Source organism: Kitasatospora sp. NPDC023176 (assembly GCF_055560495.1).
Map to the genome: position 1 here is coordinate 107857 of NZ_JBVHIP010000021.1, position 25290 is coordinate 133146.

At 72.2% G+C, this 25290-nt stretch carries 26 protein-coding genes and 2 pseudogenes; 14 read left to right on the plus strand and 14 right to left on the minus strand.

Translation table 11 applies throughout. The annotated features are described in order from the left end of the window. Window positions 1–26 precede the first annotated feature (26 nt). The 3 genes from ACZ3YL_RS26205 to ACZ3YL_RS26215 all read left to right on the plus strand — a co-directional run bounded on the left by ACZ3YL_RS26205 (window position 27) and on the right by ACZ3YL_RS26215 (window position 3645). Window positions 27–1835, plus strand: a complete 1809-nt coding sequence (locus ACZ3YL_RS26205) for a substrate-binding domain-containing protein (protein WP_465660036.1) — start codon at window positions 27–29, stop codon at window positions 1833–1835. Continuing rightward, the gene (locus ACZ3YL_RS26210; RefSeq protein ID WP_465660037.1) at window positions 1832–2740 is read left to right on the plus strand and encodes a sortase; all 909 of its coding nucleotides are present in this window, start codon (window positions 1832–1834) and stop codon (window positions 2738–2740) included. The genes ACZ3YL_RS26205 and ACZ3YL_RS26210 overlap by 4 nt, the downstream gene beginning before the upstream one ends. 128 nt (window positions 2741–2868) lie before the next feature. Then, the gene (locus ACZ3YL_RS26215) at window positions 2869–3645 is read left to right on the plus strand and encodes a phosphate ABC transporter ATP-binding protein (protein WP_465660073.1); all 777 of its coding nucleotides are present in this window, start codon (window positions 2869–2871) and stop codon (window positions 3643–3645) included. A 5-nt stretch (window positions 3646–3650) separates the two neighbouring features. Here ACZ3YL_RS26215 and ACZ3YL_RS26220 read toward each other — a convergent pair whose 3' ends face one another. Further along, window positions 3651–4508, minus strand: a complete 858-nt coding sequence (locus ACZ3YL_RS26220) for an HAD family hydrolase (protein ID WP_188302680.1) — start codon at window positions 4506–4508, stop codon at window positions 3651–3653. A 177-nt stretch (window positions 4509–4685) separates the two neighbouring features. Between ACZ3YL_RS26220 and ACZ3YL_RS26225 the strand changes: the two genes are divergently transcribed. Then, a complete protein-coding gene (locus tag ACZ3YL_RS26225; protein WP_465660038.1) occupies window positions 4686–4913 on the plus strand; it encodes a hypothetical protein in 228 nt (75 codons plus the stop codon). 9 nt (window positions 4914–4922) lie between these two features. Here the strand turns inward: ACZ3YL_RS26225 and ACZ3YL_RS26230 are convergent, their stop codons facing one another. Beyond that, window positions 4923–5810, minus strand: a complete 888-nt coding sequence (locus ACZ3YL_RS26230) for an LLM class flavin-dependent oxidoreductase (RefSeq protein ID WP_188302682.1) — start codon at window positions 5808–5810, stop codon at window positions 4923–4925. Window positions 5811–5890: 80 nt separating this feature from the next. On the opposite strand from ACZ3YL_RS26230, the gene ACZ3YL_RS26235 reads away from it, so the two are divergent. The 5 genes from ACZ3YL_RS26235 to ACZ3YL_RS26255 all read left to right on the plus strand — a co-directional run bounded on the left by ACZ3YL_RS26235 (window position 5891) and on the right by ACZ3YL_RS26255 (window position 8757). Then, window positions 5891–6205, plus strand: a complete 315-nt coding sequence (locus tag ACZ3YL_RS26235) for a hypothetical protein (protein ID WP_465660039.1) — start codon at window positions 5891–5893, stop codon at window positions 6203–6205. A gap of 32 nt (window positions 6206–6237) precedes the next feature. Next, complete coding sequence (locus ACZ3YL_RS26240) at window positions 6238–6507, plus strand: hypothetical protein (protein ID WP_465660040.1); 270 nt, start codon at window positions 6238–6240, stop codon at window positions 6505–6507. A gap of 17 nt (window positions 6508–6524) precedes the next feature. After that, window positions 6525–7484, plus strand: a complete 960-nt coding sequence (locus ACZ3YL_RS26245; RefSeq protein ID WP_465660041.1) for a hypothetical protein — start codon at window positions 6525–6527, stop codon at window positions 7482–7484. Between the two features lie 167 nt (window positions 7485–7651). After that, window positions 7652–8299, plus strand: a complete 648-nt coding sequence (locus ACZ3YL_RS26250; RefSeq protein WP_465660042.1) for a DUF433 domain-containing protein — start codon at window positions 7652–7654, stop codon at window positions 8297–8299. After that, complete coding sequence (locus ACZ3YL_RS26255; protein ID WP_465660043.1) at window positions 8296–8757, plus strand: DUF5615 family PIN-like protein; 462 nt, start codon at window positions 8296–8298, stop codon at window positions 8755–8757. Before ACZ3YL_RS26250 ends, ACZ3YL_RS26255 begins: the two co-directional genes overlap by 4 nt. 73 nt (window positions 8758–8830) lie before the next feature. On the opposite strand, the pseudogene ACZ3YL_RS26260 reads toward ACZ3YL_RS26255, so the two are convergent. From ACZ3YL_RS26260 to ACZ3YL_RS26290, 7 genes and pseudogenes are all read right to left on the minus strand, one after another. Further along, window positions 8831–9064 (minus strand): annotated as a pseudogene (locus ACZ3YL_RS26260) (LLM class flavin-dependent oxidoreductase); the annotation flags it as partial. Window positions 9065–9323: 259 nt separating this feature from the next. Continuing rightward, complete coding sequence (locus ACZ3YL_RS26265) at window positions 9324–10589, minus strand: ABC transporter permease (RefSeq protein ID WP_465660044.1); 1266 nt, start codon at window positions 10587–10589, stop codon at window positions 9324–9326. Then, entirely contained in the window at window positions 10586–11299 is a 714-nt protein-coding gene (locus tag ACZ3YL_RS26270) for an ABC transporter ATP-binding protein (protein WP_188302683.1), read from the minus strand. The genes ACZ3YL_RS26265 and ACZ3YL_RS26270 overlap by 4 nt, the downstream gene beginning before the upstream one ends. Next, on the minus strand, window positions 11296–12828 hold the full coding sequence (locus ACZ3YL_RS26275; RefSeq protein WP_188302684.1) for a peptidoglycan-binding domain-containing protein: 1533 nt from the start codon (window positions 12826–12828) through the stop codon (window positions 11296–11298). The genes ACZ3YL_RS26270 and ACZ3YL_RS26275 overlap by 4 nt, the downstream gene beginning before the upstream one ends. Window positions 12829–12968: 140 nt before the next feature. Further along, the gene (locus tag ACZ3YL_RS26280; RefSeq protein ID WP_465660045.1) at window positions 12969–13490 is read right to left on the minus strand and encodes a hypothetical protein; all 522 of its coding nucleotides are present in this window, start codon (window positions 13488–13490) and stop codon (window positions 12969–12971) included. After that, complete coding sequence (locus ACZ3YL_RS26285; protein WP_465660046.1) at window positions 13487–14398, minus strand: hypothetical protein; 912 nt, start codon at window positions 14396–14398, stop codon at window positions 13487–13489. Before ACZ3YL_RS26285 ends, ACZ3YL_RS26280 begins: the two co-directional genes overlap by 4 nt. Before the next feature lie 495 nt (window positions 14399–14893). Next, a pseudogene (locus ACZ3YL_RS26290) lies at window positions 14894–15133 on the minus strand (LLM class flavin-dependent oxidoreductase); the annotation flags it as partial. Window positions 15134–15274: 141 nt separating this feature from the next. Between ACZ3YL_RS26290 and ACZ3YL_RS26295 the strand changes: the two are divergent. From ACZ3YL_RS26295 to ACZ3YL_RS26315, 5 genes are all read left to right on the plus strand, one after another. Beyond that, complete coding sequence (locus ACZ3YL_RS26295) at window positions 15275–15859, plus strand: hypothetical protein (RefSeq protein ID WP_188302691.1); 585 nt, start codon at window positions 15275–15277, stop codon at window positions 15857–15859. An 82-nt stretch (window positions 15860–15941) separates the two neighbouring features. Then, window positions 15942–17081 (plus strand): ABC transporter ATP-binding protein, encoded by a 1140-nt coding sequence (locus tag ACZ3YL_RS26300; protein WP_465660047.1) that lies wholly within the window; start codon window positions 15942–15944, stop codon window positions 17079–17081. Then, complete coding sequence (locus ACZ3YL_RS26305) at window positions 17065–17964, plus strand: ABC transporter permease (RefSeq protein ID WP_465660048.1); 900 nt, start codon at window positions 17065–17067, stop codon at window positions 17962–17964. The genes ACZ3YL_RS26300 and ACZ3YL_RS26305 overlap by 17 nt, the downstream gene beginning before the upstream one ends. Before the next feature lie 38 nt (window positions 17965–18002). Next, complete coding sequence (locus ACZ3YL_RS26310; RefSeq protein ID WP_188302694.1) at window positions 18003–18920, plus strand: ABC transporter ATP-binding protein; 918 nt, start codon at window positions 18003–18005, stop codon at window positions 18918–18920. A 91-nt stretch (window positions 18921–19011) separates the two neighbouring features. Beyond that, window positions 19012–19728, plus strand: a complete 717-nt coding sequence (locus ACZ3YL_RS26315; protein WP_188302695.1) for an ABC transporter permease — start codon at window positions 19012–19014, stop codon at window positions 19726–19728. A 116-nt stretch (window positions 19729–19844) separates the two neighbouring features. Here ACZ3YL_RS26315 and ACZ3YL_RS26320 read toward each other — a convergent pair whose 3' ends face one another. The 5 genes from ACZ3YL_RS26320 to serS form a co-directional block, all read right to left on the minus strand. Next, window positions 19845–21083, minus strand: coding sequence for a CynX/NimT family MFS transporter (locus ACZ3YL_RS26320; protein ID WP_465660049.1), 1239 nt, complete (start codon window positions 21081–21083; stop codon window positions 19845–19847). A 134-nt stretch (window positions 21084–21217) separates the two neighbouring features. After that, window positions 21218–21949 carry a FadR/GntR family transcriptional regulator gene (locus tag ACZ3YL_RS26325; protein WP_465660050.1) on the minus strand — a complete coding sequence of 244 codons (732 nt, stop codon included), beginning with the start codon at window positions 21947–21949 and terminating at the stop codon, window positions 21218–21220. Between the two features lie 128 nt (window positions 21950–22077). Beyond that, window positions 22078–23088, minus strand: coding sequence for a hypothetical protein (locus tag ACZ3YL_RS26330; protein WP_465660051.1), 1011 nt, complete (start codon window positions 23086–23088; stop codon window positions 22078–22080). Between the two features lie 16 nt (window positions 23089–23104). Continuing rightward, window positions 23105–23938, minus strand: coding sequence for an HAD family hydrolase (locus ACZ3YL_RS26335; RefSeq protein ID WP_465660052.1), 834 nt, complete (start codon window positions 23936–23938; stop codon window positions 23105–23107). Beyond that, window positions 23935–25209 carry a serine--tRNA ligase gene (gene serS, locus ACZ3YL_RS26340; protein WP_188302699.1) on the minus strand — a complete coding sequence of 425 codons (1275 nt, stop codon included), beginning with the start codon at window positions 25207–25209 and terminating at the stop codon, window positions 23935–23937. The genes ACZ3YL_RS26335 and serS overlap by 4 nt, the downstream gene beginning before the upstream one ends. Window positions 25210–25290 lie beyond the last annotated feature (81 nt).

Sequence of the window (25290 nt, forward strand, 5' to 3'; positions counted from 1 at the left end):
CCACCCTCCGTAGCAGAGGAGTTCTCATGTCGTGGGAGGCCGCAAGGCGCTCCGTGGCCCGCGTCCTGGCGGGAGGGCCGGCGTTGCTGCTCGCCGCGGCCTTCCTGCTGTTCGGACAGGCCGCACCGGCCTTCGCCGCATCGGTCGCGCTGAGTGCCGACGGTTCCAGCTGGGCCGGCCCGGCCATCGACCAGTGGCGCCAGGACGTCGGGCCGCAGGGCATCCAGATCAGCTTCAACCCGGTCGGCTCGGCCGCGGGCCGGACGGCCTGGAGCAACGGGCAGGACGACTTCACCGCCTCGGACGTGCCGTTCCGCAGCTCCGAGGACACCGGCCTCAACTCCGGTGCCCGCACCAGCGGTCAGGGCACCAGGGAGAACCCGGTCTACGGCTTCTCCTACGTGCCGATCACCGCGGGCGGCACGACCTTCATGTACAACCTCGTGGTCGGCGGCAAGCAGGTCCGCGACCTGCGGCTGTCCCCGCAGACCGTCGTGGACATCTTCACCAACAAGATCACCAACTGGAACGACGCGAAGATCACCGCCGACTACGGCAAGCCCCTGCCCAACCTGCCGATCACCCCGGTGGTCCGCTCGGACGGCTCCGGCGCCACCGCCCAGTTCACCCGCTGGATGGAGCACACCCACCAGAGCCAGTGGGACGACTACTGCAAGTCCGTCAACGGCACCACCTGCGGTGACTACACCGAGTTCTTCCCGCCGTCCGGCCGGATGGTCGCCCAGAACGGCTCCGACGTGGTGGCCGGCTACATCAAGGCGGCGGCCGGCCTCGGCACCATCGGCTACGACGAGTACGCCTTCGCCAAGCGCAGCAACTGGCCGGTCGTGAAGGTGCTCAACCAGGCCGGCTACTACGCGCTGCCGACCGCCTCCAACGTCGCCATCGCGCTCACCGCCGCCAAGATCCGCGGCGTGGACGACAACACCCCGCCGTCCGACCCGAACTACCTGCAGCAGAACCTCGACGGCGTCTACACCATGGACGACCCGCGCTCGTACCCGATCTCCAGCTACAGCTACGTGATCGTGCCGCGGGCCGGCGCCGCGCTGCCCCCGCCGGGCCGCTTCAACAACGACAAGGGCGCCGCGCTCAGCAAGTTCCTCGCCTACGTGCTCTGCGAGGGCCAGGGCGAGGCCGACGGCCTCGGCTACTCGCCGATCCCGCGCGGCCTGGTGCGCGGCGGGCTGCTGCAGGCCAAGTCGATCCCCGGCAACGCCAGCCCGGTCGACCCCGACACCCTGTCCAACTGCGCCAACCCGACCTTCAACTCGGCCGGTGAGCTGACCGTCCTCAAGAACGCCCCGCAGCCCAGCCCCTGCGACAAGCAGGGCGCCCCGCTGGACTGCACCGTGCAGAACGGCCAGGCGGTGAAGACCGGTTCGGGCGGCACCGGCGGCGGCTCCGGCGGGGCCGGCGGCGGCGCGGCCGGTGGTTCCGGCGGCACCGGCGGTGGTTCCGGCGGGTCCGGCGGCGCCGGCTCCGGTGGGGCGGCCGGCAACGGCGACGCGGGCGGTGCCGCCGGCGGCGCCGCGGCCGGCGGCGACCCGAACGCCGCGGGCGCCGCGGCCGGCGACCCGAACGGCGGCGACGGCTCCGCCGACGCCATCGACCCGCAGACCGGCCAGGTGGTCGCGCGCGGCCGGGGCGGCTCCACCGAGGTCGCGGCCAACGTGGTCGAGGTGAGCGGCAAGCCCGAGGACTGGATGCTGTCCTCGCTCACCGCCGTGGAACTGCTCGCCGTCGTCCTCGTCCCGCCGCTGCTCGGCCGCCGGCTGCTGCGCCGGCGCAAGGGCTCGGGCGGTGGCTCGTGACCGCACCGGTCCTGGAGAAGCCGCCCGCCCCGACCCGGCCCGCCGAGACCCGGCCGGCCACCGCGCCGGCGGCGGCCCGCCCGGCCGTCAGCCCCGCCCGGCGCCGCTTCCTCCAGGGCGCCTGGGCGGTCAGCCTGCTGGCCGCGCTGGTGCTGGGCTTCGTCGGCTACCTGTTCACGCTCTCGGACGTCCAGGAGCGGCACTACCAGTCGACGGCGTACAGGACCTTCCAGGACCAGCTCGCCCGCGCCGTCGCCCCGACCGGCGCGGCCGCCGACGGCGACCCGGTGGCGCTGCTGGACATCCCGGCGATCGGCCTGCACCAGGCCGTGGTGGTCGAGGGCACCACCGGCCGGGACCTGATGCGCGGCCCCGGCCACCGCCGGGACACCGCGCTGCCCGGCCAGGGCGGGGTGGCGGTGCTGTTCGGCCGGGGCGCCACCTTCGGCGCGCCGTTCGCGGAGCTGTCCAAGCTCCGGGTCGGCGACCGGATCGAGACCACCACCGGGCAGGGCAAGGCCACCTACGTGGTCAACGTGTACGGCGACGGCGACCACCCGATCACCGACCCGGTCCGCAACCGGCTGGTCCTGGTCACCGGCGACTCCGACTGGATCGCCGGCTCCACCGTGATGATCGGCGCCCGGCTGGAGGACGACCCGCAGCAGAACCCCGGCGGCCGCCCGGCCACCGTCGCGTACGACAAGGCGCTGGCCGCGGACAAGGGCGCGCTGGCCACGCTGCAGCTGTGGTCGCTCGCGCTGCTGGGCGCGGTGGCCGGCGCGCTGCTGCTGGCCCGGTACTGGCGGCGCTCGACCGCCTACCTGAGTGCGGCGCCGGTGGTCGGCGCCCTGCTCTGGGCGGTCTACGAGAACGCCGCCGCCCTGCTGCCCAACCTCTACTGACGCGCGCCCGGAGGGCCGTACCGATGACCGACACCACGCACCAGCCGCACGACGCGGCGGTCGACCCGGCCGCCGCCGACACCCTCACCCTCCCGCCGGTGCCCCCGCCGCCCGGCCCCCCCGCCGGGGTGCTGGCCGGGCTGGAGACCCGGGACGTCTCCGCCTGGTTCGGCAGCCGCAAGGTGCTGGAGCGGGTCTCGCTGGCGATGCCGGCCGGCGAGGTCACCGCGCTGATCGGCCCGTCCGGCTGCGGCAAGTCCACCTACCTGCGGATCCTCAACCGGATGCACGAGATGGTGCGCGGCGCCGCCCTGGCCGGCGAGGTGCTGCTGGACGGGGAGGACGTCTACCGGCCCGGTCGGCGCCCCGCCGAGGTGCGGCGCCGGATCGGCATGGTGTTCCAGCGGCCCAACCCGTTCCCGGCGATGTCCATCCAGGACAACGTCTCCAGCGGGCTCAAGCTGGCCGGGATCAAGGTGTCCAAGGAGGAGCGCCGGCACCTGGTGGAGACCAGCCTGCGCCGGGCCGGGCTCTGGGAGGAGGTGGCCACCCGGCTGCACACCCCGGGCGGCTCCCTCTCCGGTGGTCAGCAGCAACGCCTGTGCATCGCACGGTCGTTGGCCGTCTCGCCGGACATCCTGCTGATGGACGAGCCGTGCTCCGCGCTCGACCCGACCTCCACCCGCCGGGTCGAGGAGACCATCGCCGAACTGCGCGGGCGGCTCACCATCGTGATCGTCACCCACAACATGCAGCAGGCCCAGCGGGTCTCCCAGACCTGCGCGTTCTTCCTGGCCACCCATGACACCCCGGGCCGGATCGTCGAGGCCGGGCCGACCGAGCGGGTCTTCGGCAGCCCGCGCGACCAGCGGACCTCCGACTACGTCAACGGCCGCTTCGGATAACGCGGTTACGCCGCGGGGAAGCTGCCGAGGAGTTCCTCCAGCACCGCCGCGACGCCGTCCTCCTCGTTGCTCACCGTGTGCAGCGGCACCGCCGCCAGCACCTGCGGGTGCGCGTTGGCGACGGCGTACGCGGTGCCGGCCCAGGCCAGCATCTCCAGGTCGTTCGGCATGTCGCCGAAGGCCACCACCTCGGCGCGGTCGATCCCGTGCTCGGCGCACCAGCGGGCCAGCGTGCTGGCCTTGGTGACGCCGGGCGCGCTGATCTCCAGCAGGGAGATCGGCGCGGAGCGGGTGATCTCCGCCAGGTGCCCGGCGGCCGTACGGGCCTCGGCGAGGAAGGTGTCCGGGTCCAGCTCCGGGTGCTTGGCCAGCAGCTTGAACAGGCCCCGCACCGGGCCGCCCGCCGCCAGCAGCTCCTCGGCCGGGCCGACCGCGCGGACCTCGTCGTCGCCCCACATCAGCACCTCGTACCCGGGCTCGCGGGCCCAGCCGTCCGCGTACTCGAACGCGAACGCGGTGCCGGGCAGTTTGGCCCGCAGCGTCTCGACCACGGCCAGCGAGGTCTCCGCCGCCATCGGGAAGTACTCGATCAGCTCGCCGCCGCGCCGCACGTCCACGATCGCGCCGCCGTTGGAGCAGATCGCCACCCCGTGACCGCCGATGTGCGGGCTCACCTGCTGCATCCAGCGCGGCGGCCGGCCGGTCACGAACACCACCTGCACGCCGGCCGCCTCGGCCGCGGCCAGGGCGGCGGCGGTGCGGTCGCTGACGGTGCCGCCGGAGCACAGCAGGGTGCCGTCCAGGTCGGTGGCGATGAGGCGGGGGGCGGTGCGGGGTTCGGTCACCGGTCCATCTTCGCCCATCGCCGCCGCCCGGTCACCGGCGCCGTCACCGGCGCGGGCCGGGCCCGCGGGCCTGACCGTACGGACGGGTTCCGGCCCTTCGGGCGCCGTTTCCGGCCGATCCGCGCCCGCCCGGGGTGTCACTGCGGGCCCGGCGGGCAGGACTCCCCGCGGTCACCGCCGTCGGCAGGAAGAGCCATGCCCACTCGCCAGCTTCGTGACGAGCCGCCCCCGACCCTCCCGTCCCCGGCCACCACCGAGTGCCCGGACCGTGCCGAGCTCCATGAGCCCCCGGGCGTCCCGGCCGCCTCCCGCGAACCGGTCCTGCTCGGCGAGGTCCTCTTCCACACCCTCGCCGAGCTCGCCCGCCGCACCCCGGACCAGGCCCCCGCCCTCCCGGCCCAGCGCACCCGCCCGCACCCGTGACGCCGGGCCTCAGCCCAGCTGGGCGAGGCCCTCGGCGGCGATCTCCTCGAACACGGTGAGGTCGTTCTCGAAGATCGAGTCCGGCACCGGCCAGTGGATCACCAACTCGGTGATGCCCAGCTCCCGGTAGGTGCCGGCCCAGTCCACGAAGGCGTCCACCGACTCCAGCGGCTTCTCCGCCGTCGAGCCCTGGAGCAGCACCTTCTCCAGCGTCGCCACGTCCCGGCCCTTGGCCTCGCAGGCGGCGGTCAGCTTCTCGATCTGCTGGGCGATCACCGCGGGCGCCTGCTCCACCGGCACGTCCGCCGGCCCCTTCGGGTCCCCGTACGTCACCCAGCCCTGCCCGTACTCGGCGGCCAGCTTCAGCCCGCGCGGCCCGGTCGCGGCCACGTAGAACGGCACCCGCGGGTTCTGTACGCAGCCGGGGATGTTCCGCGCCTCGACCGCCGAGTAGTACGTGCCCTCCCGCGTCGTGGCGTCCTCGCGCAGCAGCTCGTCCAGCAGCGGCAGGAACTCCCCGAACCGGTCCGCCCGCTCCTTCGGCGACCACGCCTCCTGCCCCATCGCCGTCGCGTCGAAGCCCGTCCCGCCGGCCCCGATCCCCAGCGTGACCCGCCCGCCGGACACGTCGTCCAGCGTGATCAGCTCCTTCGCCAGGGTCACCGGGTGCCGGAAGTTCGGCGAGGTCACCAGCGTCCCCAGCCGCAGCCGCTCGGTCACCCCGGCCGCCGCCGTCAGCGTCGGGACCGACCCGAACCACGGCTCGTCCCGGAACGACCGCCAGGAGAGGTGGTCATAGGTGTACGCGGCATGGAACCCGAGCTCCTCGGCCCGCCGCCAGATCTTCTGCCCCTCGCTCCACCGGTGGATGGGGAGGATAACGGTACTCAAGCGCATGCCGTGACGATACGCCTGCGGATCGGCGGGACTTCGGACCGCCCGCAAGTCGGCACGAGCAGGTCCGCTAGCGTGGAGCCATGGGCACGTTGAGCAGGCGAGAACTGGCCGCGCTGGTCGAGGAAGCGACGGTCGACACCTACGACGAGCACGAGGAACTGACGGCTCTGTTCACCGCCGTCGAGGAGAACCTGGCGGTGCCGTTCAGCACCTCGGTGCTGGGCGTCGAGGTGACCGTGCGTGGCATCGACCTCTCCCGGGACGGAAGGATCGTCGCCCTGTGTGCCCGCGGTGAGTTCCGGCAGACGATCGGATTGCTGGACCTTCAGCTGCCGGAACCGGCTCCGGACGGCGCGGAGTGGGTTGAGGCGTACCGCTACTACTGGACGCAGTGAGCGCCGGAACTTTCAAGATCGAGAGGGCCTGCATGGCTGCCGTGGTACGGAACGAGGATGAGGCATCGTTGCGAGACCTGATCGAGCGAAGCTCCGAACTGAAGGGTGAACTCGTCGCCTTCGCCCAGAGCGCGCGCTTCGACCGGTGGTTGACGCCCCTCCTCCTGGAGGCCGCCGGGCCCAAGCGGCAGTTGGAGGAAGGCGATGCGATCCGGATCATCGACAACTTCATCCTGCGGTACCGCTTGCCGGACGGTTCGACCGTGGTGGACCGGTTCGTCGCCGGGCGGCGGGGCTTTTGACCGAGGCGGATCGGGAGATGCTTCTCGGCTGGCGTGACCCCGTCGAGGGCATCTTCGAGATCCGGCGCAAGGATGGGGACGCCGTCGTCCTGCTGAACCTGATCGACGACCTGGAGTACCGCACGTACTCGAACGTCGGGCGGGTGGCCTTCCGCGGAGTGTCCAAGGGGGGATTCCTGCACACCTGCCTGGTGCCCGTCCACTCGGTCGACGGGGCGTGGCTGATCTCCGGAATGATGTCGTCCTACCCGAAGTCCAGCGCCACCGAGATCGCCCAGGCGGCGCTCCAACTGGCCGCCGAACACCCCGCATTGGTCTTCCGCAACCCCGAGAAGATCGAGCAGGGATGGCGCTCGATGCGGGAGGACCGAACCGCGTTCATCGAGTTCTGCGGCAGCGACGAACTGGTCCTCCCCCCTGCCGAAACCGAGGAGCGGCTCAACGCCTACTACCGGCACCGGCAGGAAGCCGCCGTCGCCGAGCATCCCGACCGGGCCCGGGGCAGGCGGCTCCCCGGCCTGGCCTTCCCGGCCTTCGAACTGCCGCGAGGACTCGCGGAATCGGAAACGGTCGGTGCCATTTATGACGAAGTCGACGGGCTCAACTTCTACCCGGACTACGGGATGCTGCGGGACCTCTTCGCCGATCCGGCCCTCCCTGGCCGCAGGCAGCACCAGGACCTGCTGCGCGTGTACCTGCGCGAGGAGTCGATTGCACCGCTGCCGCTCCGCCGCCTGGCCGCCGCCCACCCGGAGACCGTCGACGAGGTGTTCCGGAAGCTGCTGCGGAAGCCCGGATTCACCTGGGACGAGCACGGCGAGGAGCTGCTGCGCCGGCGCAAGCCCCGGTACTACGAGCAGGAGCCCCGCCCGGGCGTTTCCGTGATCGGTGAGCGCCTCAGCGAACTCGCTGCCGGCGGCCGTCGGCAGAGGTTCACCAGGACACGGCGTGTGCCGGGTCGACCCTGCCACCCGTGACCGCGCCGGCTTTCGGTGATCATCCCCCCGACCTCCTCGGGGCGACCGACGGAGCTTCGGCCTCTGGTGAGTCCCCGTTCGGGTGAATTCCTGGCGGGCGTGCCGGCTGTAAGAGACCATGAAGTACGGTTCCGTACGCTGCCGTGTGAGCTATGGGAGGTGCCGCCGTGTCTTACGAGCCGAAGCTCGCCGCTGCGCTGTCCGGCGCCACCCTGCGCCAGCTGTCTCACTGGCGCAGGGCCACAGGCCCGCGTGGTGCCGTCCTCGTGCCGGAGATCTCCGGCTCCCGGCCGATCCTCTACTCATTCCGGGATGTCGTCGCGCTTCGCATCTGCGTGAGGCTGCGGGAGGAAGCGTCGCTCCAGAAGATCCGCCGTGCTCTGGGCACCCTGCGCGACGATCTCGACGAACGCGAGCATCTGTCCAGCTATCGGCTCGTGGCTGGCGACGGCACGATCTATCTGGCAGATCCGGACCACGCCGTCGACCTCGTGCGCAAGCGAGGCAACGTGGTCATCCACGAGATGGTCGATGTCCTCCGGCCGTTCTACCGAAACGGCCGACAGATCCCGAACCTGCTGCGTCCCAGGAATCATCTGTCCGTCGATCCCCTGGTCCGGGGGGGTGAGCCGGTGATCGAAGGAACGCGGATCCCCGCTTCGGAGGTCGCAGCTCTTCTGAGGGATGGCGTCCGACCGGAGTCAATCAGGGACTTTTACCCCGGCGTCACCCCCGAAGCAGCTCGTGATGCGGCCGACTTCACCGACTACGTCGACAGTTACTCGGACGAGGGCCCCCGGCAGGCCGCCTCTTGAGGATCCTGCTCGACGAGAATGTCCCCTTGCCGTTGGCTCATATGGCTCGATTGCTACTGAAGCAACACGAGCTTCAGCACGTGGCAGAGATCGTCGGCTGGGCAGGAACCAAGGACATCGACCTCTACACGCGGGCCGCCTCAGCCGGCTTCCAGGTCGTGATCACCAACGACACCAAGCAGATGGCTCGCCCACTGGAGGTCGCGGCTATCGCCGAATCGGGGCTGCACAGGATTGAGTACCGCCACAATCACAAGCACGGTGGCCTCGTGGGTCTGGGCGCGGCTGTCGCCACCGTCTGCGCTGGCCTGCCGCATGCGCTGACCGAACTCGAACGCGCAACGGGCCAACTTCTGATATCCCTCACCTCGATCGACCCGTCACATCAGAGCCGACTGCGGATCGTGGATCCCTCCACGGTTCCTCCGAAACACTGGCCCACATCCGGGAGTGCCTGAGGAGCAGGGCTGCCCCTGGACGAGCTCCTCGTCGAACAGGTGGGAGTGCACTCTTGCGAGGTCAGGCTGCAGTAGGTGAACGAGGCTTGACCGAGGTCACCAGCGTCCCCAGCCGCAGCCGCTCGGTCACCCCGGCCGCCGCCGTCAGCGTCGGGACCGACCCGAACCACGGCTCGTCGCGGAAGGAGCGCCAGCTCAGGTGGTCGTAGGTGTACGCGGCATGGAACCCGAGCTCCTCGGCCCGCCGCCAGATCTTCTGCCCCTCGCTCCACCGGTGGATGGGGAGGATCACCGTACTCAGTCGCATACCGGCGACCTTACGTCCGTCGGGAGGATCGGGTGGAGCCCTGTTTCACAGCCGATCGGGCGATACGGTCACCAGGGTGGTGTGGGGGCGCCACCTTGCCACCGTGGCTCCAGGAACTCCTCGCCGGCGCGGGCGGGCGGGAGTTTCGCCACATCGTCATCCACCTCTGCCCTCAGCCGACCCGTAGCCGCGTCCCGGCCGGGCCCAGTCGACGGAGTCAAGTCCTTCCTACGTGCGCAGGACACTACCGCCGCCCCGCCTAAGTGCTCCTGAGGGCCTGCAGCGGGTCGGTGCGCGCGGCGCGCAGGGCCGGGTAGAGGCCGGCCAGGAGGCCGACGACGGTGCCGATGAGCGGTGCGGGCAGGGTGGTGGCGGGCTGGAGGACGGCGGTCCAGTCGCGGGCGGCGGCGACGGAGACCACGGTGGCCGTGCCGAGGGCGGTGCCGATCAGGCCGCCGAGGGTGCCGAGGGCGGTGGACTCGGTGAGGAACTGGGCGGCGATGTGGCCGGTGCGGGCGCCCAGCGAGCGGCGCAGGCCGATCTCCTGGGTTCGTTCCAGGACGGCGACCAGGGTGGTGTTGGCGATGCCGACGGCGCCGACCAGCAGGCAGATCCCGGCCAGGGCCAGGAACAGTCCGGTGAGGTCGGAGGTGACGGTGTCCTGGAGGCTGTGCGGGTCCGGCGGGGGGACGACGGTGAACGCGTCGGGGGCGTCCGGGCGCAGGGCGAGGGGGAGTTGGGCCGCGACCACGGGTGCCGCGCCGATCCGGGTGGCGACCAGTGCCTGGGCGGCGCGGTCGGGTTGCGGGGCCGGGTTGCCGAAGTGTTCGAGTGCTGTACTGGCGGGGATCAGCAGGCTCAGCAGGGCGCCGGGCTGGCGCTGGACATCGGTGTAGATGCCGATGACGGTGTAGGGGATGCGGTCGATGAAGACGGCGGGCTGGGCGTCCAGCCGGCTCACCCCGAGGCGCTTGGCGGCGGCCTCGCTGAGCAGCACCACCGGCTGCGCGGTCCGCTGGACGAACTCGTCCAGGGTGACCCCGGCGGTCAGGGTCGGTTCCATCGCGGCGACCGCGCCCGGGGTGGCCGCGAGGACGGACAGTCCGGTGCCCTCGTCGGGGCCGTCCGGGCGGCGGGAGAGGGTCGGGGTGGCGGGTACCGGCCACCAGACGCCGCCGGCCCGTACGCCGTCGATCGCGGTGATCCGGTGGTCGACGTCGGCGGGGAAGTCGCTCGGCGGGTTGGCGCCGGGGGCGGTGCCGTCGGTGCGCGGCTGGTCGGTGACGGTGACGGTGGTGGCCTTGGTCAGGCTGAACCGTTCGCCGATCTGGCCGGTGGCGGTCGCGGTGAGGCCGAGGACGGCGACGAAGGCGCCGATGCCGAGCACCGTGCCGAGCATGGTGAGCACCGAGCGGCCCGGGCGCTGGAGGATGCCGGACAGGGCCTCGGAGAGCAGGTCGCGCGCGCTCAGGTGGGAGGGCGACTCGGGGAGCACGGCTGCGCCGCGTCGTCGGATGCGGATCACCGGACGGGTGCTCCCGCCTCGCTGAGCACGCCGTCGTGGATGCTCACCCGGCGTTCGGCGCGGGCGGCCACGGCAGGGTCGTGGGTGATGACGACCAGGGTGTAGCCCTGCTCGTGCAGTGCGTCGAACTGGGCGAGCACTGCCCCGGCGTTGGCCGAGTCCAGGTTGCCGGTCGGCTCGTCGCACAGCAGCAGGCTCGGCCGGTTCACCAGTGCGCGGGCGATCGCCACCCGCTGGCGCTCACCGCCGGACATGGTGGCAGGCAGCGCGTCCGTGCGGTGGCCGAGGCCGACCAGGCGCAGCGCCGCCACGGCGGCGGCCCGGCGGGAGCGGCGCGGGGTGCGGTTGTAGACCTGGGCGAGGGCGACGTTCTCCTCGGCGGTGCGGTGCGGGAGCAGGTGGAAGGACTGGAAGACGAAGCCGATGCGGTGTCCGCGCAGGGTGGAGCGGTCCTTGTCGCGCAGGCTGCCGGTGTCGATGCCGTCCAGTTCGTAGCGGCCGGTGGTGGGGGTGTCGAGCAGGCCGAGCAGGTGCAGCAGGGTGGACTTGCCGGAGCCAGAGGGGCCGGTGACGGCCAGGTACTCGCCGCGGCGGACGGTCAGGTCGGTGGGGTGCAGGGCGGTGACGGGCGGGCGGCCCGGGTGGGTGCGGCCGACGCCGTGCAGGGCGATCACGGGCTTGTCGCCGGCCTCGGTGGCGGGTTCGGTCACTTGCCGACCACCACCTGGTCGCCGGCCTTGAGGTTCGCGCCCTGGACCGGGGTGACGGCCACGAGGCCGTCCGCGGTGACGCCGGTGGTCACCGGGACGGTGGTGCGGTTCCCGGCCGCGTCCACCGTGGTGACGGATGTCCGGCCGGCCGCGTTGGTGGAGACCGCGGCGATCGGCACGGCGGTGACGGGGGCGCCGGCCTTGGCCTTCAGGACGGTGAGCCGGACGTTCTTGCCGTTCATCGCGGGGGGCAGCGGGGTGTTCGGGGTGATCGTCACCGGAACGTAGCTCTGTCCGCCGGGTTGGCCGCCGGGCTGGCCGTTGGGCTGGCCGGGCTGGCCGTTGGGGGCTCCGCCGCCGTCCGGTCCGCCCTTGCCGCCGCCCGCCGCGCCGCCGAGGGTGATGACCCTGCCCGCCGGGGGAGTGCTGGTCGGGGCGCCGACCTCGGCGACGGTACCGGGGACGGTGGTGTTGGTGTCCTCGGCGAGCAGTTCGACGGCCATGCCCGGTTGCACGCCCGCTGCCTGGGCCGGGGTGAGCTGGCCGGTGACGGCCAGGCCGCCACTGGTGAGCGACAGCAGGGTGCCGGAGGCGGGTGAGCCGACCGCGCCGTTGACGGCGGTGACGGTCGCGGGGAGGGTGGGCAGGAACAGTACGTGGGCGGCCGGGACCATCGGGCCGTTGGCGGCCCTGGCCCTGGCAAGGGCGGCCTGGTCGGCGGCCAACTGCTTCTTCGCGTTGGCGAGTTGCTGGTCCAGGTCGCCGGACGGGGGCGGCTGCGGGGTCTGCGGCGGAGTGGTCGCCGTCGGCGGCTGGGCGGAGCCCGCCTTCTTCCTCTCCGCGAGGCCGTCCACCGTCTGCTTGTCCGTGTCCACCGCCTTCTGCGCGGTGTCCACGGCCTGCTGGGTGGTGGCGCCGGTGGTCGGCACCGGGTAGCCGAGCTCGCCGTAGAAGGCCGACACCGCGGCGGCCGTACCCAGCCCGTACGTCCCCCTGTCGTCCCCGTCGATACCGTGTCCCAATCCGGCCAGCGCGGCCTGGAGTTCGGCCACGTCGGGGCCGGTGCTGCCGGGCTTGAGGTCGCGGTACGCGGGCACCGGCCCGGGTAAGGCGAACAGCGGCTGCCCGGACACCTCGGCGAGCAGCCTCCCGGCCGTCACGGCGTCCCCCTGCTTCACGGCCAGCTTGGAGACGAACAGCGCGGTCACCTCGGTGGAGGCGGCGGCCGGGACGACGTTGTACTGGGCGGGCGGGTACACCACGGCGCGGGCGGCTATCGAAGGGGTCAGCACCTGGCTGACCACGGGCGCGGTGAGCAGGCTGTTCGGCGGCGGTGCGGTCTGCGCGGCCCGCTCCGCCGGGGACTTCACCAGCGTCGCCGCCCCCACCCCGCCCACTGCCACCAGTGCGGCGGCGAGCGCCACCCCCAGCAGCACCCGCCTGCGCCGAGCCGCCCGAGAACGGGCGGGCGGGGGCGACGGAAGAGGCTGGGCTATGTCGTCGTCAGCGCTCATCGTCGTCGTGGTCAACGGTGCCTCCTCCTTGATGGCGCCCTGGGAAGAGCATGACCTATCGGATGTCGTTGAGACGTAAGGGGGTTGGTGACGATCGGCCGACAGCGAGCCCGAGTTGGTACCGCAGCATCACGGGAGCCGTCCCTGGTCCACCTTCAGCACTCCGACAGCACCTCGCTCCGTGTCACCAGCCAGCGGCCGTCCCTGGGCGCGAAGGTGTAGCTCGCCAGCTGTTTCGGACGGTCCGTCAATTGGCCGGGCTGAACTCTTCCGCTCCGCGCCTGGTACTGGATCCACTTGCCAACGTCGATGCAGTCCACCAGGGTTGCCAACGTCTCGTCCACCGTGATGCTGCGGATCCGGTGATCGACGGACCCTTTGGCAACGAGCCCGGCGCCGGTCAGGGCGCTCAGGTTCGCACGCAGGATCTCCAGTTGCTCACCCGCCGCGTGGTCGGCCAGTGCCGAGCCGTCACCGGACTCATTGGCCACCAGCATCGCCTTCCAGTAGTCACTGTAGTCCTGCTGGACGTGTAGTCGTTCACCCGTGAATGCCTCACCGCTCTCGGTACCCGAGCGGTTCGCGGCGAGCGTGCCGACGAATCCGGCGACGGCGAGGAGGGCCAGGACGAGCAGCAGGAGCCAACCACGGCGACGGCCGCCTGCCACCACCGTCATGCCTGGCCCAGCAGCTTCTTGGCTGCGGCGATCCGCTGCTGGGAGATTTCCCTGTCTGCTTGGAGGGCCTGCTCGTTCCTGCCGATGTACACCTGCTGGTAGGCGTTCAGCACGGCATTCCAGGTGGCGAGCAGTTTCACCTGCCCTTTGCAGTTCATGTCGGCGGCCGCCGTGTCCCGCTCCTCCTGTGACACCTGCTCCGGCCAGGCCGCCGAACTCGCCTGTACCGGATTCGCGTAGTTGTAGCCCAGCTTGGTCATGCAGCTCTGCCAGTCCGCGAGCGAGGCGCGGACCCGGCTGTCGACGGCGGCGTGGTCGTACGCCTTGGCACGGAGGGTGCCGACCAAGTCCGACGCGGTGTTCTTGACGCCCTCCGCCTGGAGTCGCCGTTCGAACTCTCCCATGCAGCCCCGGTCTGCCTTGGGATCGGCGGCACCGGCCTTCGTCCCGCGATCCCCCATCAGGGCCTTCTGGTATTCGGGGCCCTGCCCAGCCGGATTCCCCGTACCGGAGGTGCCGTTGCCTCCTGGCCTGGGCGGCCGGTGGTACCCGGTCTGCTGCGCAGCGGAGACGGAGAGCAGGCCCAGAAGCGAGGTGTCGATGGGAGTCGGCGGGGGAGGTGTCGACGCCGGCCCGGGGTCGTAGTCGAACCCCTTGGCGGTCATGCAGGTCCGGGTGGCCTGGCCCATGGCCCGGAAGATCAGCGCGGACTCCTCGGCCCCTACCGAGTAGCTGTCCAGCGGATGGGTCACCGGCGAGCCGTCTGCCGGGTCCGCGCTGATCTGCGGGACCACCGGTTCGCCCACGATGTCGGAATCACCGCCCGCCTTCGTGTCTTTGCTGCAGCCTGCGGCGAGCACCGCTAAAGCCACTAAACAGATGGCCACTTGAGCCCTGTTCATCCGCATTCCACACGCCACCTTCATGTCCGACGTCGCCTGACGACGCAAGCCTCGCACCGTCGTGGCCCCGCGGGGCGTCAACCGTCTGGCGGTGGCAGTAGCCCTCCGGCTGCCCACCCCGTCCTTCCAACCAGGCGGGGACGGGCACCGCGTCGCGCACGACCGCCCACTCCGCGGCGCTCATGTCTGACGTGCGACTCGGACGCCCGTACGGCCGGTTGCCGCTGTTCTCAAACCGGTGAGCGATACGGTCGCATGTGCGGGCAGCGGAGTTGGAGCCAGCTGGCGCGAGGGATACAACAGCGACAACAAGGTCTCCTGGCGTGCTCAACGTCTCGACGACCCAGAGCTGCACAAGAGGCCCAGCTCCCTCAGGAAGGTAGAGACGTCACCGTTGTCACGAGTGACACGGACGACTCGCGCAGGCTGTGCGGCCCGCACACACTCGAGCCGGCCTAAGCGCCTGCGTCGATCCCCTTGTCACGTCTTCGCGGGTCAGCACGTGATGGGTGAATGAGGCTTGACCGAGGTCGCCAGCGTCCCCAGCCGCAGCCGCTCGGTCACCCCGGCCGCCGCCGTCAGCGTCGGGACCGACCCGAACCACGGCTCGTCGCGGAAGGAGCGCCAGCTCAGGTGGTCGTAGGGGTACGCAGCGTGGAAGCCCAGCTTCTCGGCCCGCCGCCAGATCTCCTGCCCCTCGCTCCACTGGTGGATGGGGAGGATCACGGCGCTCAGTCGCATGTTCCGACCCCAGCCGCTTCGCCAGGTCCGGTTCGGGATCGCGCCGGGCCTGAGCGGTGGGGAGAGGAGGTGGGTGGGAGGCGCTAATCTGTGCGCCGCGTACCTTTATCTGATCATGCGTTAAACGGGGGTTCTTTCGTCATGTCTGCATCCAGGAGGCTGCTCGCCACCGCTCTGGTCGCCACCGCCGCGTTCGGCCTCGCGGCCTGCGGCCCGGACAACTCGTCGGACCAGGGTGCCGGCGGCACCACGGCCACCGCAGCCCCGGCCGGCGGCGGCGCCGCCTCGCCGACCGCCGCCGCCCCGGCCACCGGCACGGCCAAGCCCGCCGCGAGCGGCAAGCCCACCGATGGCGGTCCGGAGGGGTTCTGCACCAGTGACCCGCTGCCCGCCGGGCAGAAGTGGATCAACGTCGAGAAGGGCACCAGCGCGACGGCCCTGGTCTACAAGGAGACCAAGGACGCCTGCGGCGTCGACGACGTCGCCCACGAGCCGACGGGCGCCGACAAGACCGCGCAGTTCGCCCCCACCGTCAAGGGCCACCTCAAGTCGGTCGTCGCCGCGCCGAAGGACGTCAACGCGGCCGACCTGGCGAAGCACATCAACGAGTGCATCGCCACGCCGGGGAACCAGAAGGGCTTCTACCCCTGTTCGAGCGGTACCTACAAGGCGGCGATCGACGCCTCCGGCAAGGTCGTCGAGATGTGGGAGCGTCCGAGTTCCTGATCCACCGTTGCCGGGCCGCCCCCTAGGGGTGGCCCGGCCCGACGTCATACCGGGGCACTAGAGGACCTCGTCATTCCAGCTCATGGCCCTTGTGGCGCACGCCCGTTACGTTGAGGGCGTGTCCACTGCTGTCATCAAGACCGAGGGCCTCAGCAAGAGGTTTCCCCGGGTCACCGCCCTCGACCAGCTGACCGTCGAGGTGCAGCCCGGGGTCGTCGGGCTGGTCGGGGCCAACGGGGCGGGCAAGTCCACCCTGATCAAGATCCTGCTCGGGCTCGCCCCGGCGACCTCCGGCCGCGGCGAGGTGCTCGGCCTGGACATCGCCACCCAGGGCTCGGAGATCCGCGAGCGGGTCGGCTACATGCCCGAGCACGACTGCCTGCCGCCGGACGTGTCCGCGACCGAGTTCGTGGTGCACATGGCGCGGATGGCGGGGCTGCCCGCCACCGCCGCCCGCGAGCGCACCGCGGACACGCTGCGGCACGTCGGCCTGTACGAGGAGCGGTACCGCCCGATGGGCGGCTACTCGACGGGCATGAAGCAGCGGGTGAAGCTGGCCCAGGCGCTGGTGCACGACCCCAGGCTGGTGCTGCTGGACGAGCCGACCAACGGCCTCGACCCGGCCGGCCGGGACGAGATGCTCGGGCTGATCCGCCGGGTGCACACCGACTTCGGGATCTCGGTGCTGGTCACCACCCACCTGCTCGGCGAGCTGGAGCGGACCTGCGACCACCTGGTGGTCATCGACGGCGGCAAGCTGCTGCGCTCCTCCTCCACCGCCTCCTTCACCGAGGCGACGGCCGTCCTCGCGGTCGAGGTCACCGACTTCCCGCCCGTCGCCCACTCCGCTGCGCACCCCTCGGTGGACGCGAGCGCCGAGCCGGGCGCCGAGGTCCGGGCCCGGCTGGCGGCCTGCGGACTGGAGGTCCAGGCGGAGGGCTCGCACCTGCTGCTGGTCCGGCTGGCCGGCGAGGACACCTATGACACCATCCGCGACACGGTCGCCGAACTCGGCCTCGGCCTGGTCCGGTTGGAGCAGCGCCGGCACCGGGTCGCCGAACTCTTCACCGACGCCACCGCCGGCACCGACGCCACCGCCGGCACCGACGCCACCGCCGGCAACGGCACCAACGCCGGCAACGGCACCAACGGCACCACCGCCACCACCGACGAGGACGACCGGAACGCCAGGGGAGGTAAGGACGATGCCGCAGCCTCCTGACACCAGGCCCGCCGACACCGGTGTCATCCACGACATCGGCTACCGCGGCTACACCGGCCCGCGCCTGGGCCGCGGCTACGCCGCCCGCTCGCTCTTCACCCAGAGCCTGCGCGCCGCCTACGGCCTGGGCCGCTCCGGCAAGTCCAAGGTGCTGCCGATGCTGCTGCTGGGCGTGGTCACCGTCCCGGCGATGATCTTCGTCGCGGCCGCGGTCTTCCTGAAGCGGGACGAGCTGCCGGTCGAGTACGCCGGCTACCTCTCCAGCCTCAGCCTGGTGGTGTCGATCTTCCTGGCCTCCCAGGCGCCGGTGCTGCTCTCCCGGGACCTCAGGCACCACACCGTCCCGCTCTACTTCTCCCGCCCGATCACCCGCGCCGACTACGTCCGGGCCAAGTTCGCCGCCATGGCCTGTGCCCAACTCCTGCTGATGGCAGCGCCGTTGCTGGTGCTGTACGTCGGAGCCCTGCTCGGCGGGATGGACTTCGGACACAACACCGGCCAGTTCCTGTACGGCCTGGCGGCGGCGGTGCTGTACTCCCTGGTGCCGACCTCGGTGGCGCTGGTGATCGCCGCGAGCACCCCGCGCCGGGGCTTCGGGGTGGCCGCCATCATGGGCTACCTGACGGTGAGTTCGGCGGTCGCGGCGGTCGTGGTGGGCATGAGCCGCCCGGGCCCGGGCGGCTCGGACGCGGCCCAGTGGACGGCGCTGATCTCGCCGAACGGCCTGGTGGAGGCGCTGGTCAACGAGGTGTTCGACCTCGGTGCCGGCATCGACCGCCGGCACGCCCCGGGTGCGCTGGGCACGCTGGTGTTCGCCCTGGTCGCGGTGGCGATGGTGGCGGGCTCGTACCGGCTCCTGCTGCGCCGCTACAGCCGCGTCTGATGAACCGCAGTGTCGAGCGAGAGGTCTGAGAGGGCGGCATGGCCACCATCACCATCGACAAGGTCTCCCGCTGGTTCGGGAACGTCGTCGCGGTCAACGACATCACGATGTCGATCGGCCCCGGCATCACCGGCCTGCTGGGGCCCAACGGCGCGGGCAAGTCCACCCTCATCCACATGATGAGCGGCTTCCTCGCCCCGTCCAGCGGCGCGGTCACCCTGGACGGCGCGCCGATCTGGCGCAACCAGCAGGTGTACCGGCAGATCGGCCTGGTCCCCGAGCGGGAGTCGATGTACGACTACCTGACCGGCTGGGAGTTCGTCCTCGCCAACGCCGAACTCCACGGCCTGCCCCAGCCCGGCGCCGCCGCCCGGCGCGCCCTGGACCTGGTCGAGATGGCCTACGCCAAGGACCGCCGCACCGGGACGTACTCCAAGGGCATGAAGCAGCGGGTCAAGATGGCCTCGGCGCTGGTCCACGATCCGGCCGTGCTGCTGCTGGACGAGCCCTTCAACGGCATGGACCCGCGTCAGCGGCTGCAGCTGATGGAGCTGCTGCGCCGCTTCGGCGCGGACGGCCGGACGGTGCTGTTCTCCTCCCACATCCTGGAGGAGGTCGAGCAACTGGCCCGGCACATCGAGGTGGTGGTGGCCGGACGGCACGCCGCCTCGGGCGACTTCCGGCGGATCCGGCGGCTGATGACCGACCGCCCGCACCGCTACCTGGTCCGCTCCAGCGACGACCGCCGGCTCGCCGCCGCGCTGATCGCCGACGGCTCTACCACCGGCATCGAGGTGGACGGGCGGGAGCGGGCGCTGCGGATCGAGGCGGTGAACTTCCAGGGCTTCACCACCCTGCTGCCCAGGGTCGCCCGGGAGGCCGGCATCCGGCTGTACACCGTGTCCCCGGCGGACGAGTCGCTGGAGAGCGTCTTCTCCTACCTGGTGTCCGCATGACCGCTCCTGACGTCCGCATGACCGCCCCTGACGTCCGCATGACCAAGCAGACCTTTGCCCAGGAAGTTGCCCAGGAAGGGGCCGACCGGCCATGAACCCCACCGTCGCCAGGCTGACCCTGCGCGGCCTGCTCGGCCGCCGCCGCGGCGTCCTGCTCCTGGTGGCCCCCGCCCTGCTGCTGGTCGTCTCGGCCATCGCGAGCGGGTCGAGCGGGGACTCGCACAGCCTGACCGTCAAGATCCTCGGTCAGCTGGACCTCGGCACCCTCGTCCCGATCCTCGGCCTGGTGATCGGCACCGGGGTGATCGCCACCGAGATCGACGACGGCTCGATCGTCTACCTGCTCGCCAAGCCGCTGCCGCGCTGGCAGATCATCACCACCAAGCTGACCGTCGCGATCGGCACCACCTGGGTGTTCGCCGCCGTCCCGACGCTGCTCGCCGGGCTGCTGCTGTACGGCACCGAGGACGGTGTGGCGCTCGGCTACACCGTCGCGGTGCTGGTCGCCGGGGCCGCGTACAGCGCGCTGTTCCTGCTGCTCGGCGTGGTCACCCGGCACGCGGTGGTGGCCGGGCTGGCGTACGCGCTGATCTGGGAGTCGCTGATCGGCAACTTCGTCGAGGGCGCCCGGACGCTGAGCATCCAGCAGTGGGGACGGGCGGTCGCCGAGGCGGTGGCCGGGGACACCGCGATCGGCGCCGACGTCTCCTTCGGAGTGGCCGTACCGCTGCTGCTGGTGGTCACCGTGGGGGCGACGGTGCTGGCCTCGGTGAAGCTCGCCGGGCTGACCCTGGCCGCCGAGGAGTAGCCGCCGCGCCCGGGGCCCTGCCCGTGGGACAGGGCCCGGCGGCGTCAGCGGGTCCTACGGCGTCAAAGGGTCCTGTGACGTCAGCTGGTCCTGTGACGTCAGCGGGTCCTGCGACGTCAGAGGGTCCGGCTGCGCCCGGCCCCGAAGCCGGCCGCGCCGACCACCAGCACCAGCACCAGCATCAGCACCAGGGTGGCGTCCCAGCCGCCGGTGAGCTGGTGCAGCGCACCGGCGCCGACCGGGCCGGCCGCCGCGACCAGGTAGCCGATCGCCTGGGACATGCCGCCCAACTGGGCGGCGCCGGCCGCGGTGCCGGTGCGCAGCACGATGAAGGCGAGGCCGAGGCCCAGCGAACCGCCCTGGGCCACGCCGAGGACGGCCGCCGTCGCCCAGGCGCCGGAGACCGGCGCGACCAGCAGCATCGCGATGCCGAGCCCGTTCAGGGCGGCCATGGTGACCGCCAGGGCGCGCTGGCTGGTCATCCGGCCGGCCATCAGCGGCACCAGGAAGGCGCCGGCCACCTGGACCAGGTTGGAGAAGGCGAAGACCAGGCCGGCCTGGCCGCGGTCCATGCCGTGGTCGGCCAGGATGGTCGGCATCCAGGCGACCAGGGTGTAGACGAGCAGCGACGAGATGCCCATGAACAGGCTGATCTGCCAGGCCAGCGGGGACTTCCAGATGCCCTCGATCGGCTTGGCGGGCTGGGTCGCGGTGGCGACCGCCGTCTTCGCCTGCCGGGAGCGCAGCACCTGCGGCAGCCAGGCCACCGCCGCGACCAGCGCGAGCAGCGACCAGGCGCCGAGCGAGGCCCGCCAGCCGCCGCCGAGCGCGTGCTCCAGTGGGACGGAGGTGCCGGCCGCGAGGGTCGCGCCGACCAGCATGGTGGTCGAGTAGACGCCGGTCATGGTGGCCGCGCGGTCCGGGAACTCCCGCTTGACCAGGCCCGGCATCGACACGTTCAGCACCGCGATGGCCACGCCGATCACCACGCAGCCCGCGTACAGCGCGAACACCGAGGGCAGCACCCGCAGCAGCACGCCGGCGCCGAGCACCAGCACCGCGCCCAGCACGACCCGCTCGGCGCCGAACCGGCGGGTCAGCCGGGGGGTGAGCGGGGCGCCGACGCCCTGGAACAGCACCGGGACGGTGGTGATCAGCCCGCTCGCGGTGGCGGACAGCCCGAAGGTCCGCTGGATCTCGGCGACCATCGGGGAGACGGCGGCCAGGCAGGCGCGCATGTTCAGCGCGACCAGCAGGATGCCGGTCAGCAGCGGCGCGGGGTGGGCCAGCCGGGAGCGGACGGGGAGCGGGGCAGGGGTGGTGACAACCGGCTGCTGGGCACGGGTGACGGCCATGGGTGTGCTGTTCTTTCCGTGGTTCAGGGGGTGGCGCGGGCACGGCGGAGGAAGGCCTTCACCGGCCGCGGGGAGGACGGAAGCGGGGAGGAGGGGAGGGGAGCAGGGCGGAGGGAAGCGGGGCTTGCGCCGTCCTACTTCCGGGCCGCGATGGCCGCGAGCAGCTGCTCGACGGCCGCGGTGGGCTCGGCGAGCAGCGCGCGACACGCCGCCTCGGCGCGGTCCGGGTCGCCGCTCTCGATCGCGTCGACCAGCGCCTCGTGGGTGGCCACGACCGCCTCGGGCATCTCGTGGTCGCCGAAGGCGGAGGTCATCGCCTCGTGCACGGAGGCGCCGAAGTAGCGGTACACCTCGGCCAGGGCCGGGTTGTGCGCGGCCTCGACGATGGCGGTGTGGAACTCCAGGTCGTGCTCGACGGTGGCCTCGCGGCCGGCCCGCTCGGGGTGCTTCGCGAAGACCTCGGCCTCCCGGGCCAGCGCGGCCCGCATCCGCCGGATGTCCTCGGGGGTGTGCCGCAGCGCGGCCAGCCGGGCGCCCTCGGTCTCCAGCGCGGCACGGACCTCCAGGACGTCCCGGATGCCCGAGCGCTGGACGCCGCGCAGCACCGCCGCCGGGTCGCTGGTGGACCGTACGAAGGTCCCCTCGCCCTGCCGGGAGACCAGCATTCCGGCGTGCACCAGCACCCGGATCGCCTCCCGCACGGTGTTCCGCCCGACCTGCAGCTGTTCGGCCAGCTCGTGCTCGGTGGGGATCTGCGACCCCACCGGCCAGGCCCCGTCGGCCAGCTGCTCGCGCAGCCGGTCGATCGCGGTGTCCACCAGGGAGCGTCGCCCGGCCGCCTGCAGGCCGTTGCCGTCGCCGCTCATGCCGGGTCTCCCTTCGCACACCACTCATCGATCGTCGGTCATCCTACAACCACTTGCCCGGTCATCCTACAACTGGGGATGAGCCCGCCCTGAACAGCCCGGACCGCCTCGCGCGGCCCGCGACCGGTTCAACCCCGCTCGTCCGGCTCCCGCAGCTCCAGGAGGTCGACCGGCCCCCGCGCGTCCCCCGGGGCCCACCCGGTCAGCTCGGCCATCGCCTCGCCGGGCGTGAGGCCGAGGTCGTGGGCGGTGTGCAGCCGGGCCAGCCACGCGCGGGCCGTCCGGTACCGCTCCGGGTGGTCGAGCACGTCCAGGCCGAGCGGTTCGAAGCTCGCCGCGTGCTCGGCGTCGCAGGCCCACAGGTGCCCGAGCGGCCCTTGCTCGTCGGAGACCGGTACGTAGCGCACGGGGGCCGCCGTGGTGCGCCGGTAGCCGATCCGGCCGAAGCCGGGTGCGTCGATGAACTCCCGGTACCGGCCCGCCAGTTCGAAGCGGGACCAGGTGTCGGACGGGCTGCCGTCCCGCTCCGCGCGGGGGAGCACGCCGGTCCTGGTGGGGGTGGCGAAGGGGGTCGGCTCCGCCGGGTCCGGCTCCCGGCCGAACGCCTCGGTCAGCCCGGCCAGCACGGCCGCCAGCCGGGGCGCGTTCGCCGCGTGCACGGCGGGCTGCGCCCGGCCCCGCAGGTCGAAGGGCAGCCAGGCGTCGGAGTACGTCACCAGCTCCACTCCGGTGAACCGGGTGTGCGCGCCGGCGGACAGCAGGAACAGCCCCTCGGTGGGCGCGGCCACTCCAGCCGGGAGATCGCCGACCGGGAGATGGCCGAGCGGGAGATCGCCGAGCGGGAGATGGCCGAGTGGGCCGGGCCCGCCGTCGAGCAGCCCCGGCACGGTGCACCAGGCCTCCGCCGAGCCGTACGGGCCGGGCGGCAGGTTCCTGGTGAGGGCGCCCCGGTACAGCTGGGCGCTCGGCCGGCCGGTGTCGTGGAGGGTGAGCCGGACGTCGGGCTCACCGGCCGCGAGCCGCTGCTCGGCCAGCACCGTCCAGCCGGTGCGCAGGTCCCGCAGGCAGCGGGCGAGCGGGTCGGGTGCCGCGACGGCCTCGCCCCAGGTCCACCGGGCCACCGGCGTGCTGGCGATCACCGCGGGCCCCCGATGCTCAGCGTGCCGGGTAGAGGCGTTCCAGGACGACGGCGACGCCGTCCTCGTCATTGCCCGCGGTGACCTCGTCGGCGACGGCGAGCAACTCCTCGTGGGCGTTGGCCATGGCCACGCCGTGCGCTGCCCAGCCGAACATCGGCACGTCGTTGGGCATGTCGCCGAAGGCGATGGTGTCGGCGGCGCGCACCCCCAGGCGGCGGGCGGCAATGGCCAGGCCGGTTGCCTTGGACAGGCCCAGCGGCAGCAGCTCGACCACGCCGGCGCCGGCCATCACCACGCCGACCAGGTCGCCGGCGGCGCGCCGGGCGGCCTCGGCGAGGGCGTCGTCGGTCAGGCCGGGGTGCTGGATGTAGAGCTTGCTGACCGGGGAGGCGAGCAGTTCGCCGCGCTCGACCCGGACGACCGGGAGGTCGGAGCCGATCAGCAGCTCGTAGCCGGGGCCGGCCAGCACCTGGCCGTCCAGGCCGTCCTGGTTGGCGGCGACGGCCAGCGGGCCGGTCTCGGCCTCGATCTTCTCCAGGGCGACGGCGGCGAGCCGGCGGTCCAGGGTGAGCGAGGTGAGCAGCTTGTGCGCGCCGGCGTCGTAGACCTGGGCGCCCTGGCCGCAGACCGCTATCCCGGTGTAGCCGATCTCGTCGAAGACCGGGCGGGCCCAGACGGCCGAGCGGCCGGTCACGACGATGTGCAGCGCGCCCGCGCCGGTGGCCGTGGCCAGGGCGGCGCGGGTGCGCTCCGAGACGGTCTCCGCGCTGGTCAGCAGCGTGCCGTCGAGGTCGGTGGCGACCAGCCGGTAGGGCAGCTCGCCACTGATCGGGTGTGCGGTCGAGGTCACTTGACCGGCTCGAGGACGGTCCGCCCGCCGAGGTACGGACGCAGCGCCTCGGGCACGACGACCGAGCCGTCGGCCTGCTGGTGGTTCTCCAGGATCGCCACGATGGTGCGCGGGACGGCGACCAGGGTGCCGTTCAGGGTGGCGAGCGGGCGGGTCTTGCCGTCCTCGCGCATCCGGATCGACAGCCGGCGGGCCTGGTACTCGGTGGTGTTGGAGGTCGAGGTGACCTCGCGGTACTTGCCCTGGGTCGGGATCCAGGCCTCGATGTCGAACTTGCGCACGGCCGAGGAGCCGAGGTCGCCGGAGGCGACGTCGATCACCCGGTACGGCAGCTCCAGCGCGTTGAGGAAGTCCTTCTCCCACTGGAGCAGCCGGCGGTGCTCGTTCTCCGCGTCCTCGGGCGTGGTGAAGACGAACATCTCCACCTTCTCGAACTGGTGGACGCGGATGATGCCGCGGGTGTCCTTGCCGTAGGTACCGGCCTCGCGGCGGAAGCAGGACGAGTAACCGGCGTAGCGCAGCGGCAGCTTGTCGGCCTCGATGATCTCGTCCATGTGGTACGCCGCCAGCGGGACCTCGCTGGTGCCGACCAGGTACTTGTCCTCCTCGGGGAGGTGGTACACGTTCTCGGCGGCCTGGCCGAGGAAGCCGGTGCCGTCCATGGCGGCCGGGCGGACCAGGGCCGGGGTGATCATCGGGATGAAGCCGGCCGCGGTGGCCTGGGCGATCGCCATGTTGACCAGGGCGAACTCCAGCAGCGCGCCGGGACCGGTCAGGTAGTAGGAGCGGGCACCGGCGACCTTGGCGCCGCGCTCGGTGTCGATCGCGCCCAGCAGCTGGCCGAGTTCGACGTGGTCGCGGGGCTCGAAGCCCTCGGCGGCGAAGTCGCGCGGGGTGCCGATCTCCTCCAGGGTGACGAAGTCCTCCTCGCCGCCGACCGGGGCGGCCGGGTCGATGAGGTTCGACAGGGAGCGGAGCAGGCGGTCCGCCTCCTCCTTGGCCGCGCTCTGTTCGGCGTCCGCGGCCTTGACCTCGGCGGCCAGTTCCTTGGTGCGCTGCAGCAGGGCGGTCTTCTCCTCGCCCTTGGCCTGGGCGACCTGCTTGCCGAGCACCCGCTGCTCGTTGCGCAGTTCGTCGAAGCGGCTGCCCGAGGACCGGCGTCGCTCGTCGGCGGAGAGGAGGGCGTCGACCACGTCGACGTCCTCGCCACGGACGCGCTGCGAGGCGCGCACTCGGTCAGGGTCCTCACGGAGCAGGCGAAGGTCAATCACAGGCCCAAGCGTACCGGGCGGGCGTTCCTCCACCGGTACCGGTTTTTCCCTGGGGATAACTCACCGGTTCCTGTGGATAAC

Bases quoted from the DNA above. Each gene is read 5' to 3' on its own strand.
- ACZ3YL_RS26205 (WP_465660036.1), top strand. From the start codon at position 27: ATGTCGTGGGAGGCCGCAAGGCGCTCCGTGGCCCGCGTCCTGGCGGGA.
- ACZ3YL_RS26220 (WP_188302680.1), bottom strand. From the start codon at position 4,508: ATGGGCGAAGATGGACCGGTGACCGAACCCCGCACCGCCCCCCGCCTC.
- ACZ3YL_RS26225 (WP_465660038.1), top strand. From the start codon at position 4,686: ATGCCCACTCGCCAGCTTCGTGACGAGCCGCCCCCGACCCTCCCGTCC.
- ACZ3YL_RS26230 (WP_188302682.1), bottom strand. From the start codon at position 5,810: ATGCGCTTGAGTACCGTTATCCTCCCCATCCACCGGTGGAGCGAGGGG.
- ACZ3YL_RS26235 (WP_465660039.1), top strand. From the start codon at position 5,891: ATGGGCACGTTGAGCAGGCGAGAACTGGCCGCGCTGGTCGAGGAAGCG.
- ACZ3YL_RS26240 (WP_465660040.1), top strand. From the start codon at position 6,238: ATGGCTGCCGTGGTACGGAACGAGGATGAGGCATCGTTGCGAGACCTG.
- ACZ3YL_RS26245 (WP_465660041.1), top strand. From the start codon at position 6,525: ATGCTTCTCGGCTGGCGTGACCCCGTCGAGGGCATCTTCGAGATCCGG.
- ACZ3YL_RS26280 (WP_465660045.1), bottom strand. From the start codon at position 13,490: ATGACGGTGGTGGCAGGCGGCCGTCGCCGTGGTTGGCTCCTGCTGCTC.
- ACZ3YL_RS26285 (WP_465660046.1), bottom strand. From the start codon at position 14,398: ATGCGGATGAACAGGGCTCAAGTGGCCATCTGTTTAGTGGCTTTAGCG.
- ACZ3YL_RS26295 (WP_188302691.1), top strand. From the start codon at position 15,275: ATGTCTGCATCCAGGAGGCTGCTCGCCACCGCTCTGGTCGCCACCGCC.
- ACZ3YL_RS26300 (WP_465660047.1), top strand. From the start codon at position 15,942: ATGGCCCTTGTGGCGCACGCCCGTTACGTTGAGGGCGTGTCCACTGCT.
- ACZ3YL_RS26305 (WP_465660048.1), top strand. From the start codon at position 17,065: ATGCCGCAGCCTCCTGACACCAGGCCCGCCGACACCGGTGTCATCCAC.
- ACZ3YL_RS26310 (WP_188302694.1), top strand. From the start codon at position 18,003: ATGGCCACCATCACCATCGACAAGGTCTCCCGCTGGTTCGGGAACGTC.
- ACZ3YL_RS26315 (WP_188302695.1), top strand. From the start codon at position 19,012: ATGAACCCCACCGTCGCCAGGCTGACCCTGCGCGGCCTGCTCGGCCGC.
- ACZ3YL_RS26320 (WP_465660049.1), bottom strand. From the start codon at position 21,083: ATGGCCGTCACCCGTGCCCAGCAGCCGGTTGTCACCACCCCTGCCCCG.
- ACZ3YL_RS26325 (WP_465660050.1), bottom strand. From the start codon at position 21,949: ATGAGCGGCGACGGCAACGGCCTGCAGGCGGCCGGGCGACGCTCCCTG.